We start from the raw sequence: 13,843 nt of genomic DNA on the forward strand, positions 1-13,843 counted from the left end.
TACTAAGCTAGAATTGAATCTTAGAATCGACAATGGATAATTTCAAAATGTTATCCAATTGTTATCCACGCGGTTATCCACACAAAAAAACCGACTAAGCTTTTACGCCTAATCGGTTAGTTTTATTCACAAAAAGTGGTGGAGCTGGAGGGAATCGAACCCACGGCCTATTGAATGCCATTCAAAAACAGACACGTTGATTTTTACCACAAATACTACTATAACCACCTGATACATTGACTAATTTAAAAAAGTAAGCTTCACTTATGTTCACAACTTATCACACTATTAAACATAAAAAGTGGTGGAAAAGTGGTGTATTTTTAAAACAGGAGTTTTCAGATGGGTTATAATTGGCAGCCATCCCAAAAATTCAAAGGCGTTCGATTTCATCAACATGAAAGCCGAAAGCATGGCGTTAAATTCGACCGACTTTACGGCATACGTTACCAGCTAGGAGGCAAGCGATACGAACATGTACTCGGCTGGATTTCTGAAGGATGGACTGAAGAAAAAGTTGGGCTTGAACTTGCTGATATCAAACTTCAGTATAAGAAAGGCGAAAAGATTGTATCCCTGAAAGATAAGCGAGTAGAAGCAAAGCGAAAAAAAGAAGAGGAAGAAGTTAAACAAGTGACCTTCTCCTCCTTTTGGGAACAAAGCTACTGGCCAGCGCAAAGCTACAAGTCTAGCGGATCTCTCGGAGCTGAATCGGCACTCTATAGACACTGGATATGCCCACAAATTGGCAAGACGCAACTTATCAGGCTTGAACCGAAAAATGTTGAGAAAGTATCTTCTGCCATGTTTGCGAAAAACCGAAACCCTGCCACCGTTAAGTATGCTCTGGCGGTAATCTCACAAGTCTGGAATCTCGCTAAAAGAGACGGACTTGTTCTCGGCGACTCCCCTACTCAAAAAATCAAGCTTCCTAAGAAAGATAATGCCCGCGTGCGCTTTCTCACCAAAAACGAAGCGAACGAGCTTCTTAAAGAATTACAGATCCGATCCCCTCTGACCCATGACATAGCTATCCTATCTCTATACTGCGGCTTACGATTCGGAGAAATTGCATCCCTTACATGGCAGGACATCGATTTTGAGAATGAGGATATTTATATTCGAGATCCTAAAGCAGGGGTTAACCGTAAAGCCTTTTTCATTAATCAAGTACGAGAAATGCTAACGCGCAGACACGCTAAACCTCACGCAAACGCAGAACGGTTATTCAGCACCATTGATGGGGGTAAACTTGTACAAGTCTCAAAGACATTCCGCAGAATTGCGGCTGAAATGTTCAATGAAGAAGTGGCAGACCCCAGACAAAAAGTCTGTTTCCATTCACTACGGCATACCTTTGCATCATGGCATGTCCAGCATGGAACGGACCTATACACCGTTAAGGAGCTCATGGGGCACAGTAGCTTTAAAATGACTCAACGCTATGCTCACCTTGCTCCTGATGGACTTAGGAAGGCGGTTAAGGTCTTGGAGGACTAGTGGGTTTATACAATTTAATTGTCATGTTTTGACCACTTAAAACTTGACAAATAACAAAAGGAGAATATCTTTATTTCAGGAGTGGATTAAATCATGCAAGTTTCAGCGCAGATAAATAATTATATAAAATCGATCCCACCGGGGAAGATCATCACTTATCAGGACTTTCGAGACTTGCAGAAAAGCAAACCGCAAGCTCTAGCAAAGGCTTTGGAACGTCTGGTGAAAAAGCAGGTTTTAATCCGGCAAGCTAAAGGAACTTTCTACCGCCCAAAGGAAACCATTTTTGGGAAGGTCAGCCCTTCTGATGAGGAACTTATTTCTTTTCTGACACGCAAAGACGATAGGGTTACCGGAATTCTCACCGGACAGTCAGTATATCTCAAACTCCAGATAGCCACGCAGGTTCCGAACACTCTGACCATTGCGAGTATCACTCCTAGAAAAAAACAAACTGTGGGTAAACTGCAAGTCCAATTCGTGCGCAGTTATATTTCATCGATAGAGGAAAAAGACATCCCACTGATAGAGCTGCTCGAAGCTCTAAGGTTCATCAAGAAAGCTCAGGATTGCACACCGGACGCAATTGTTGCTGCTGTCGGGAAAAGGATGGAAAACCTTACAGCAAGCGAATTAAAAAGACTTGTTCAGTTTGCGAAAGCATACCCACCTATGGTTCGAACCCTTTGTGGATCCCTTTGCGAAACCATTCCTGAAGGGTTAGCTAAACCCTTTCTAATCGAGTCGTTGCGTACGACTTTGAATCCATATACGAAATACAAATTGCCAATATCTGAAACTATTCTGAAAAATAAAAAGTCATGGGGTATAGTGTGAAACTTCATGAATCCGAAGAGCTTTTTAAAGACGCAATTCAGGCCACCGCAGAACACCTCCGCCTGCAAAACATCTTCATTGAAAAAGATTACTGGCTGACATTGGCCCTCTATCGCATTGCCCAGACAGACCTTGCAGATGCGACCGTTTTCAAAGGCGGGACTTCACTTTCCAAAGCATACGGGTGTATCGAACGCTTTTCAGAGGACGTTGACCTTGCCGTCATTACAGACAAGGACCGGCCAGCTAACCAGACAAAAAAGCTACTCAAAAGAATCACCACAGTAGCGAGTGTGGATTTAAAAGAAGAACTGGAAGGCAGCAGCAAAGGTTCCATGATCCGTAAGATCTACTATTCGTACCCAAAGTCATTCGATGGAACATTTGGGCCAATTTCAAATAAAATTTTACTAGAAGTGAATGCCTTCGCCCATCCGTCACCAGCCCAGCCCATGCCGATTTCTACTTATATTCACGACTTTTTGAAAAGCCGTGGGCAAGATGAAATTATCAAGCAATTTGACCTTCAGCCTTTCCCGTTTCAGGTTCTCTGCCTTGAGCGGACTTTCACTGAAAAAGTCATGGCAATAGTCAAAGCATCATGCAGTGAAACTCCTATCGAATCTTTGCGCCAGAAAATCAGACATATCTACGACATTCACCAGCTTATGCAGAGGGAAGAAATTCAAACTTTCGTCGACTCTCCTGATTTCCATGAGCTACTAGAAGTAGTGCGGAAATATGATCAGGAAGCCCCGGTTGGGGATGCCAAGTGGATAGACATGGACATTGCCGAATGCCCTATTTTTGCGGACACAGAAAATGTATGGAAGTCGCTAAATTCTGCGTATCGGGATGGTCTTGGGGCTATTGTTTATGGAGAGTTGCCTGCGGAGGGGGATGTGTTGGAGTCGCTTATGAAGATTGGGGTTATCTGTAGGTCAAATTGATTCCTTCCCGTTATCAACTACATCTCAATCTGCTTCTGATATTACCAATCTACGAATTGTGCCTCCGTCCGGGGCACAATTGTGAATTAAAATTTTCCTGAAATAAGATTGTAGAGCTGCTTGCCTTAAAATTAAAAAAAAGGACAACTCGTTCATACTTCACAAACTATAACATCATCTTTGACAGCTCTGATTTTTAGAATTAGTAAGACGCAATAACTAAAAAACTTTATTACATTTGAAATAAATTCAGCAAGACCTGCAAGATCTAACAGGAATACATATGCTTATCAGTAGAAACGAAATACGCACTCGAGCCTTAGCCTTTTCTAAAGAATGGGCAGAGGAATCCTCTGAAAATGCTGAAGCCAAATCTTTCTGGGATGCTTTCTTTAACATCTTTGGCATCAAACGCAGAACACTTGCAACATTTGAGGAACCTGTTAAAAAATTAGGCCAAAAACAGGGATTCATTGATTTATTTTGGAAAGGCAAGCTACTTGTTGAGCATAAATCCAGAGGTCGCAATTTAGATAAAGCCTTTACCCAAGCACTAGACTATTTCCCAGGCATCAAAACGGAAGAGCATCCGCAGTACGTTTTGGTTTCTGACTTTGCAAAATTTCGTTTATACGATCTTGAAAACGATGAGCAATTTGATTTTAAGATATCTGAGTTACATAATAAAATTGAATTATTCAATTTCATATCAGGATATACCACTCACAAAGTAAGAGAAGAAGACCCTGTAAACATAAAAGCTGCAACTCTTATGGGGGATCTGCACGACCAACTCAAAGAAGCTGGATATGATGGGCATCCGCTTGAAGTCTTATTAGTCCGTCTTTTATTCTGCCTTTTTGCTGAAGACACTTCTATTTTTGAACCAGTTCAATTTCAAGACTATATAGAGCAACGAACCGCCGAAGATGGCTCAGACCTCGGCGCTCATCTTTCGTTACTATTCCAAGTATTGAATACACCCACTAGTAAACGGCAAAAAACCTTAGATGAGCAACTTGACGCGTTTGAATATATTAACGGTAAACTCTTTGAAGAAGTTCTACCGATATCAAGCTTTGACTCTTCAATGCGAGAAAGTCTCTTAGAATGTTGCAACCTAAATTGGAGTTTAATATCTCCGGCTGTTTTCGGATCTCTTTTCCAATCTATCATGGACAAGGCTGAACGTAGAAATCTAGGAGCACATTACACAAGTGAACAAAATATTCTAAAAGTAATTGGCCCTCTCTTTTTAAATGGGCTCCGGAGTGAGTTTAAAAAAGCCGGGAAAAACAAAAAAAAGCTTACAGCATTCCAAAACAAGTTAAGAACGCTAACCTTCTTAGACCCAGCTTGTGGATGTGGCAATTTCCTCATCATTGCATACAGGGAATTACGAGAATTGGAATTGGAAGTACTGATCGCCCTTCAGGGGGGAAAAGCGCATCAACTCCAGTTAGACATTAAAAACCTGATCAAAGTTAACGTAGATCAATTCTACGGGATTGAACTAGAAGATTTTCCAGCACAGATAGCACAAGTTGCGCTTTGGCTCATGGATCATCAGATGAACCAAAAAGTATCGATTAAGTTCGGGCTAAACTTTGCAAGAATTCCACTTCGCTCAAAGGCGACTATAATTTGCGGCAACGCCTTACATGTTGATTGGTCAGACCTGATACCTATAAAAAAACTCAACTTCATACTGGGAAACCCGCCATTCATTGGTTCTAAATATATGGATAAAGGCCAAAAAGAAGACGTATCTCCATATTTCTCACACATAAAGAATGGGGGAATCTTGGATTATGTATCCGCTTGGTATATCCGTGCCGCGAGCTACATAAAAGACACCAATATTATGTGTGCATTTGTTTCTACCAACTCAATCTGCCAAGGCGAGCAGGTAGGTGTATTGTGGAAATGGATGTTAAAAAATGGGATGAAAATATTTTTTGCACACAGAACGTTTCAATGGACAAATGAGGCGTCCGGAAAGGCTGCCGTTCATTGCGTTATCGTTGGATTTTCAGAAAAAGAAGTAACTAACAAGCTACTGTTTGAGTATGATGACATTAAAGGTGACCCTCACAGTAAAAAAGCTAAGAATATAAACCCTTATCTTGTTGATGCATCTGATGTTTTCCTTGATAACAGGAAGAAACCTATTTGCCATGTTCCACGGATCGGGATTGGAAATAAACCTATTGATGGAGGCCACTATCTCTTCACACCTGAAGAAAGAGATTCCTTCATAAAAATTGAACCCAAATCGGAACAACTCTTCAAAAGATGGCTTGGTGCCAAAGAATTTCTAAACGGATACGAACGTTGGTGCTTATGGCTTGGCGACTGCCCGCCAAACGAGTTAAGAAAATTACCTGAATGCTTAAAAAGAGTTAATTCTGTAAAAAATTTTAGGCTTGCCAGCAAAAGTTCTCCGACTCAAAAAATTGCGGAAACTCCAACCCATTTTCATGTGGAAAACATGCCTAAAAGCAACTATCTAGTTGTCCCTAAAGTCTCTTCAGAACGTAGAAGATACATACCAATAGGCTTTGAGACTCCGTCCACTTTGGTCAGTGACTTAGTGTTCATAATTGGGGACGCCACTCTTTACCACTTCGGAATTCTTTCCTCGATGATGCATAATGACTGGATGCGCTCTGTCGCAGGGAGACTAAAAAGCGACTACAGATATTCAGCAGGCATTGTTTATAACAACTATCCGTGGCCCAAAAAACCGACAAAAAAACAGATAGATAATATTAAAAAAACGGCACAAAGCGTTCTTGATACAAGAGCAAAACACTCAAGCTCTTCATTAGCAGATTTGTATGATCCGTTAGCAATGCCTTCAGTACTGATAAAAGCACACCGCAAGCTAGATTCAGCTGTAGATGCAGCATATGGACGGAAATTTAATAATGATGCGCAACGAATTTCATACTTATTTGACTTACTTAACAAATATTTAAACACTGGCAATTAAGAATTGCCAAACATTACCCGTTAAGACCATCAAGATTAATCACATTGTCCTCTCCAAACCAAATCTTAGCCTGATTGACAACAGCTTCAGAGGGAGAATGAAAATAAACAGCTAAATCCTCTTTAGCACGAGTGCAGCAAACGTAAAAGATCTTCTGTGTGCGTTCTAAAACGCTTTGAGTCTGCCCTGCGGAATTATCAAAAAGTTGCACAAAATTGTATTTATTCCATCGCCCATTATCCAAAACAACAAGGACATTATCAAACTCAGTCCCCTTTGTTTTGTGTTGCGTTGAATATGGAGTGTAGCCTTCGAGATATTCATATAGCTTTTGAAACTCAGAAAACTTGACATCCTTAACCCGGTTATACAAATATGATTTACTGGAAATAAATTTTGCTAATCGATCATCTTTTCTACAAATTCCATTTAAGTCAGCCTCATCAATAACATCCTCAATAGATTTATCACCCACTTCGATGAGACTCTTCATATTTTTTTTCAAAACTTTTTTAGCTGCGACAGAATTAATTTTCCCCCTATAGTCCGTCATATGTATAAACTCGTTATACTGTGCACTTTCATACAAATAAATATTATGCTGGATTCTAAACAAATGCCTAACCAAATCATCGCGTTTCGCCCCTTTCTTTGATTCTTCTGTCGCATCCTGTTTTTTATCATCCAGAAGCTGGTCTTTATCTACATACAATTTTGAAATTAGATTATAATCTGAAGCCATTGCAATTGACAATAATTCTGAGTGTGTATCAAAAAACGTAACCATTCCTTTTGTTGGAAGGACTTTTTTACCCCCTTGGGGACGCAAAAAATCAACCACTTCATGAAAAGTTTTTCCCGAAAAATCTTCATCGATACCACTATCTTTAATATAGTCCTTAACCCTTTTACAATATGCTAAAACCTTATCTCCGTCATAAATATCCATTAAAGTCCGAAAGCCAACTTTATCTGCCATCAAATTATGTGTAAGATTAAGCTCTTTGGTCTGTTCAACATCTAAAAAATCCCATCCCGAATATGCCTTCGCTTTATTAAGGCCATCGTTCTCACAGTTCGAAAAAAGAAAGCGGATCTTCCCCTCTTTTACTTTTCCTTCTGGAGACATATTAGGGGCATTCAGATCACCTGAAGGGTTCTGCTCAAGTCCATCTGTTCTTAATTTATTTGCAAGATCAATCACAAGCTGAGGATTTCGCCTGTTTTGTTCTTTTTTGACTTCATACAAAGAGCCTTCTTCTTTATAAGCATCCAGAACAGTTCCACGCCCTGTATAAATTGACTGCATTGCGTCACCGAAGAAGCCACGAACACAAGTCTTTTTGCTCTTATCTAGATGATCTAAAAGAATTTCAACAACCTGTTGCTGTGTATCTTGATACTCATCAACAAATATGAATGGATATTTGTCTTTAACTATACCGCATAAGAGAGGGTAAGAACTAAACATTTTATTAGCGACAATAAGAAGTTCATCATGAGATATAATTCCATTACCTATTTTAACAAACTCTTTGTACTGAATGCCATCGTCACACTGATCAAAATAGTCATCTGACAATGGTGTATGGTCGCTAACTTTAATTCGATGACATTCCTCATCATTAACAAGCAAAACTAACGTAGCTTTGAGCTCTTTCTGAAAGTGTTTAATATTACTCCACAAAAACTCATGTATAGTTGAAACATGTAGATTAGAGTGCCCAACCCTATCTTTAATTTCTCGAACGGCTGCATTGGTGTAAGTCATACAAGCAACAGTCTTAGTAGGAAATATTTCTAAAACCCTTTTTATTACTTGAACCAACGAATAGGTTTTACCACTCCCAGCTCCACCGCTCAGCAGAAAATTATTACCCTGAGCAATATGCTCCATAATTTGCTTAAAATCGTCGAGTGGTTCTTTTACTTGCGTAGCCATTCTAAACCTTCCCGAATGTAAATAGGAATTTCCCAGTTTGAAAAATTTTGGCCAGTGGCATCTGTTTCACTATTCAATAAAATTTCGATTGAAAATGAAGCCTTACTATTCACAGCTCTTTCTGCGAAATCAAAAACATCAATCTCATCATTTTCAAACAAATCAAGATATGTTGGTTTTAAAGAACAGAACGAATCTTTATTAGAAATTATAAATTCTTTATTAAGGTGAAAGAATGCATCTTCAAAACTGCGTGCATGATAGCCTTGTTCTTCGGTTTGAAATGTTACAGCCAAAGAACCAGCAACATCTTGCGCCCATTCCCCATCCCGTTTTAAGAAAACTTTTTCTTCAAACTTCAGCCCTTTAAAATAGTCGATATTACTTTCTTCTTCACGAGGATAAAAACTTTTCAAAGATGCATTTGATGTAAAACTAACCTCATGAGATGATGCAGGACACTTTACCGACTCCAACTTAGGATTACCGTTCTTATAAAATTGAGGATTGCCATCTTTATCAATCACCTCTTTTAAATATCCACAATCAATATCGGTAATAATAAGACATTTTTTCATCCCAATAAAATCAATAAAATGCTCAAAGATATGTGAATATGCTCCCACTTCGACAATAGAAATATTTTGCGACAATAAAGGTATGGATGAATCTTGCTGGTCAACTTTTTTCATAACCGCAGGAAGAAGAATTCTTTCAGTATCTCCTTCAATCAAAATTGCTTTATCCGCAAAAAACAACTCAGCCCGATTGAGGGTTAAATACTGTTTTAAAAAGCGATAACTTTTTTCTTCCCCTTTATCCGTATAATACTTTTCTAACTCACTTAAATTTCTTGCAACGACTGAATTTGGGGTTTCTTTCTTCAAATATTTAATATCATTAAAATCACTTTCAGATACAATATGAGATGAATGAGAAGTTATTACATATTGTAGCTTTCGATTATCCTTATCTTCACGAACAATACCCTCTGCAAGCAGTGACTTAATATTTTTAATGAATATGTACTGCATCTGCGGGTGAGTATGAGCTTCTGGTTCCTCAATAAATAGCAAATTAATATCAGCTGGTTTTTCCTTCTTGCTTCGCCTAAATTCTGTTACAAGAATTTCGATTTGAAAAATAATACTTATCAAATTCATATAGCCAAGACCGTTATAGTGCTCAGGCAGCGACTCATCACCATGAGCATATGTAACAGTAGTATTTTCAGCTAAAAGCTCTCTATGTTGCAAAGTAGAAACAATCTCTATGACAGACTCATCACTTACAATCCCTCCGAATCGACTAACCTTCTCAATTACATCTTGAAACAGCTTCGAATAAATCCCGGTAAGTTCAGAATCCGTTTCAGCCAATTTCTCTTGAAATTCATCAACAGTCTTGTTTTGATCATCACTTGATTCTATTCGCTTATACATTTTAGATGTTTGCGCGGAAAGAGAACCGTCATTCCCTTTATTAGAAACATCTCGCCGGGCACTAATACATTGAAAATTCAAAATATTTTTTAAAGAGATATTCTCCTTAAGCAAGCTAATAAAAGCATCTTCTCTAATTTCAGAGGATTTAATGTCATAGGCTAAAGATTTTATATCTAAATCAAAATAATCTGAATACTTCTTGCTCAAAAATAAACTTATTAGATCACATTCTTTTTCCGCACCTTTTTTTTCTACAAAAACAGCGAAATCCTGTTTAGCTTGCTGCAAAGCAATATTCTTAAACAGATAGTCAAAGCCTAAAATAACATAGTTATTTTCTGGATCAAGATCCATTAAGACAGAACTGATATTTGATAGGTCATCATCTTCATTGTATTTAATATAAAGTCTAAGCTTAATGCCCAACTGTTCCCCTTCTTCAATGTTGGCATCTTTATCATCTATTAATTTGTAGAGATAATTTTTAAACTCAATATTGAAATCATCAAAAGCGATACTACCTTTGGACTTTGAACCCAAAAATTTTTCTAATACAGTCAGCAAAGAAGTTTTACCTACATTATTCTTTCCAACAACTAATGAAAGTTCATCTTCTAAATCAATTGAAAAATCTTTTAACAAACGAAAGTTTTCGACTGTGATCTTGCAAATTTTCATTATTCATTACCCTACCCTTAAATATAAAATAATGGGCTAGATAAAAACCTAGCAGCCACCCTATTATTTCAAGACTCATTTCAAAGCAAGAGGATATCTTGATATATCTTCACATAGATTCATATAAGGCATTAAACATCATGTTTTTGTTAATATTTCACAAACTTTCCCCATACTCATCTAGAAATCTATCGTAGCTAAATTCATACCTTTATAAGTAGCTACATACTCATTTTTGAGGATTGTTTACTTCTTGCTAGAATACCTTTGAATTTCTTTTACTTCCTTCCTCCTCGTCACAATTTCGTAAGCTCCCAGACAACTTGTCCAACGAGCTCAATGCCAGTTCCAATTCACTCTACAAGTTCCGGAACCTTGCCCAATCCAACTTTTCCATACTTGCAAGAATTTGCGAGAATTACTGAGACTCAACACGATTTAACGACAGAATTGATTCTTTTTGCTGTTCAATAATATCTACCCCAAGTTCCCAGTAGAATTGTAGCAACTCTTTATTTACTGAAACTGCCGCTTTGATCTGCTTCAAACTTCTCACATCCCCAGCATTGAGCCACAGGCGAATAAGCTCTTCTCCCATAGGGAGCAAGGCGTAAGGTTGTCCACTTTGAAAAAGTGGGCCCACCTTACCTGTCCTGCCTTCAAAGCTTAGGTTATTATACAGGATTAAAGGTGATTTTTTGATATTTAGTGATGCTCACTGTTAAATATCAAAAAATCATCTTAAATCATCTTAAATCATCTATAATCTCGTTTAGTATCTGAAAGTATCACATAGTGTCCTAATATTTCACAAGCTAACAGTCTAATACTTTTGACTTTAAAAGAGTTAATCTGTTAGTTTTAGTGATCTTATTACGGCGAGTCATCAGGGTGAAAAAGGAGGATAGAGTGCGAAAAAAATATGATGCAAGGGTTGAAGTGATAGCTTCGTTATCAGTGATTAGAGATCTGACAGAGAAGGGATACTCGAAGAAGGCAATTTATAAAAAGTTAAAAAATGATGAATTGCTGACGATAAGCTACGTTCATTTTTGTCGCTTTGATTTGGATGGTAATCTTTCCAGACAGCAGAAGAAGTCCACTTTTAGATTTCAAAATAATGAGGGTAAAAAGCTGGAACTTAAATCTGCTAATCCTATAATATCTTCCCTCGTATAACCGAGGCACACGGATTAAAAATTGTAAGAAACAGCGAGTCTTTAAGGTGCGGCAATTAAGAATACTATGCTGAAAATATTAATTGATAGATTCAAGCTAGGTATAGCTCTTCGGGAAAGTGTAATTTCTGTAATGGACTCAGCATTATCCGTTTAATAGATTGAAATAAGACAAGTTAATTGAAATTAAAATTGTAATAAAAATGTAATAATATGTAATAGTAAATGTAATTGCCTGTATTTTCGGTGGGTTGTGTTTTTAAGAAATGTAATCTCAAAGTGTAATATCTGTTACATAAAATCACACTTTTTATTACACGCAGAGTTTTGTTTTAGTATAACTATTTTAGATGTTTGTAGGTCTGTTTACAAAAAATTACACTTATTACAGTTTTCCGAATCCCTCTGGTGATGATTTTTTTGTTCAAAAGCTATTAGACCTTAAAAACCCAGCATCGAACTGTTTTGTTTGTTATTATGCTAGTCATGGCCTTAGATTTATGAAGCAATTTATGTTTTTTTGAGTGCGGGAGAAGCTTTTTTAATACTTTGAGGTCAGGCATTTCCTGCCCATTATCTCTGCATTGTTGCACAAAGTGATTTAGATTGATTGCGTAATAGGCAGGGTTACCACTGTGGTTCAAGGCTTCTCCTTCGGTGCTCCTTGTTTCTGAGTTTAGGTATCTGAAAGTCTCCCAAAACTGTTCTACTAAAGGATGGTCTGCTAAAAGCCGCTTCTCTCGTAAGGTTGCCCTTTGTAGGATGTAGAGTTTAAAATTTTCTATTGTTTCTGTGCTTATGGCTGGGAAGATTATTTGCAAAGCATATCCGCAGGCAGCGACTTGTGCATGATTTTTGGCTATTCGCTCATTTTTTAGGGATGCAGAAAAAGCGGTTTCTATCTTTTTGAAACTTTCAAAATACGTTTTTAGAATTTTTGCTTCATTGATAAGAGCTGTCTTCAGGAATCCGCTTACCTCATCGCAGGAAATCTTTTCAAAAAAACGGGCAAGTTCACGCGATCCGGAATCGTAATGAGTTTTATCGGCATGGCAATGTACAATTCGTTGTAAAAGAGCCTCGCTACCGTCTACTTGCGCATTTTGAGATATGATAAGGGATGCTTGGAACAAGGATTCTTCCACGTCATTATTGCGCTTGGGGACACCTAGCGTTCCTGTTCCTCTGCCATTGTAGAAAGGCTTGCATTCGTCAAAATTGAATTGCTTTTGCTTGCTATCTTTGCCGCCTGTTTCACGGTCTGACTCAATGATAACAATAGGCATGTTGGAAACCTGATTGAATGCCCTGCGACGGCCTGCTATTGTGGATTTCATCACGTCAAAACCTTCATAGTCTTCACGTCCTAGCAGTTTCCAGCAGAATTCGAGCATGGTGGATTTGCCTGCGCCCGGATCTCCTGTAAGCTCAAAAAAAGGAAAGGATTTTTGTTCTTTCCGTATTTGATGTGCGAAGAGTGATCCTGTCCAGAACGCAAGAAGAGCAAGTCCCTGCCAGTGAAAAGTTTTCAAAAACTTATCAAACCAATCAGGGGTGAATTTCCCATCTGTTATTATTTTGATAGATTTCAGGCCGGGGCGGACAAGATCTTTTCCCACTCTATAAAAACTGTTTTCGTCTAGCCTAATTTCCTTACCTTTATAAAAAGCTGCCGCCGGATAAATATATGCTTGGGATTCATTATCATACCCAATATACGGGATAGAGCGGACGGTAGAGAGTTCATTTTGAAGCCAACGGTTTGTAAGAATTCGCATGTCGGCAGGAGTTCCGCTGAAAGTCCCTCCAGCAGTTCTATTTAGTAAGGCTTTGTGAAAGGCATCCGCTGTTGCGATATTCGAACCTTCAAGACGTACAATTTCAGGCTTTTTGCTGGTGGATTGTATTTTGAAAACATACCATTGCTCACCTAGCAATTCATCTACTTCACGGTAAAGACATTGAGGATCACGATTGCATATTTCCATTACAGTGCAGTGACTGATAAAGACGGGAAAGCTATCTTTGTCCTCAAGCGGAATGCCGGCTAAATCTTCAGTCAATTGTGCAATATCAATGCAGACGCTAAAGAGTCTGTTTTTGAAAGTAATGACAAACCGTTTCGCCGAATTTCTGCAATACTTATGGTAGGTATACTCTTCTACCGTTTTAGCCATGAGCAGCTTGCCACGGTGCTTGCAGTCCTCCATAAACCTTTTATTAATTTTGTTTGCTCTAAGCAAATCATCCCAATCCTGACCTTTGGGCAAGATATATATTTCGTGCTTTTCTCCAAGGTTGATGAGCTTTTTAGCATG

General features: G+C 38.3%; 9 protein-coding genes. 5 read left to right on the forward strand and 4 right to left on the reverse strand.

The features are described 5' to 3' along the window. Positions 1–342 precede the first annotated feature (342 nt). From BR06_RS0104265 to BR06_RS0104280, 4 genes are all read left to right on the forward strand, one after another. On the forward strand, positions 343–1,500 hold the full coding sequence (locus BR06_RS0104265) for a tyrosine-type recombinase/integrase (RefSeq protein ID WP_051676908.1): 1,158 nt from the start codon (positions 343–345) through the stop codon (positions 1,498–1,500). 93 nt (positions 1,501–1,593) lie between these two features. Then, entirely contained in the window at positions 1,594–2,337 is a 744-nt protein-coding gene (locus tag BR06_RS0104270) for a DUF6088 family protein (RefSeq protein ID WP_031480461.1), read from the forward strand. Next, positions 2,334–3,287, forward strand: coding sequence for a nucleotidyl transferase AbiEii/AbiGii toxin family protein (locus tag BR06_RS0104275; protein WP_031480463.1), 954 nt, complete (start codon positions 2,334–2,336; stop codon positions 3,285–3,287). The genes BR06_RS0104270 and BR06_RS0104275 overlap by 4 nt, the downstream gene beginning before the upstream one ends. A 283-nt stretch (positions 3,288–3,570) precedes the next feature. Beyond that, positions 3,571–6,282: a DNA methyltransferase gene (locus tag BR06_RS0104280; RefSeq protein WP_031480465.1), complete on the forward strand. Its 2,712-nt coding sequence runs from the start codon at positions 3,571–3,573 to the stop codon at positions 6,280–6,282. Between the two features lie 13 nt (positions 6,283–6,295). On the opposite strand, the gene BR06_RS0104285 is transcribed toward BR06_RS0104280, so the two are convergent. The 3 genes from BR06_RS0104285 to BR06_RS0104295 all read right to left on the reverse strand — a co-directional run bounded on the left by BR06_RS0104285 (position 6,296) and on the right by BR06_RS0104295 (position 10,990). Next, on the reverse strand, positions 6,296–8,224 hold the full coding sequence (locus tag BR06_RS0104285; protein WP_031480467.1) for an ATP-dependent helicase: 1,929 nt from the start codon (positions 8,222–8,224) through the stop codon (positions 6,296–6,298). After that, the gene (locus BR06_RS0104290; RefSeq protein ID WP_031480469.1) at positions 8,209–10,347 is read right to left on the reverse strand and encodes an ATP-dependent nuclease; all 2,139 of its coding nucleotides are present in this window, start codon (positions 10,345–10,347) and stop codon (positions 8,209–8,211) included. Before BR06_RS0104290 ends, BR06_RS0104285 begins: the two co-directional genes overlap by 16 nt. 418 nt (positions 10,348–10,765) lie before the next feature. Beyond that, the gene (locus BR06_RS0104295) at positions 10,766–10,990 is read right to left on the reverse strand and encodes a DUF1016 N-terminal domain-containing protein (RefSeq protein ID WP_031480471.1); all 225 of its coding nucleotides are present in this window, start codon (positions 10,988–10,990) and stop codon (positions 10,766–10,768) included. Positions 10,991–11,256: 266 nt separating this feature from the next. On the opposite strand from BR06_RS0104295, the gene BR06_RS0104300 reads away from it, so the two are divergent. Next, positions 11,257–11,526, forward strand: coding sequence for a hypothetical protein (locus BR06_RS0104300; RefSeq protein WP_031480473.1), 270 nt, complete (start codon positions 11,257–11,259; stop codon positions 11,524–11,526). 433 nt (positions 11,527–11,959) lie between these two features. Here BR06_RS0104300 and BR06_RS20475 read toward each other — a convergent pair. Beyond that, the coding region (locus BR06_RS20475) for a hypothetical protein (RefSeq protein ID WP_031480475.1) at positions 11,960–13,843 on the reverse strand (1,884 nt) is incomplete at its 5' end.

The organism is Maridesulfovibrio frigidus DSM 17176 (assembly GCF_000711735.1).
GTDB lineage: Bacteria > Desulfobacterota > Desulfovibrionia > Desulfovibrionales > Desulfovibrionaceae > Maridesulfovibrio > Maridesulfovibrio frigidus.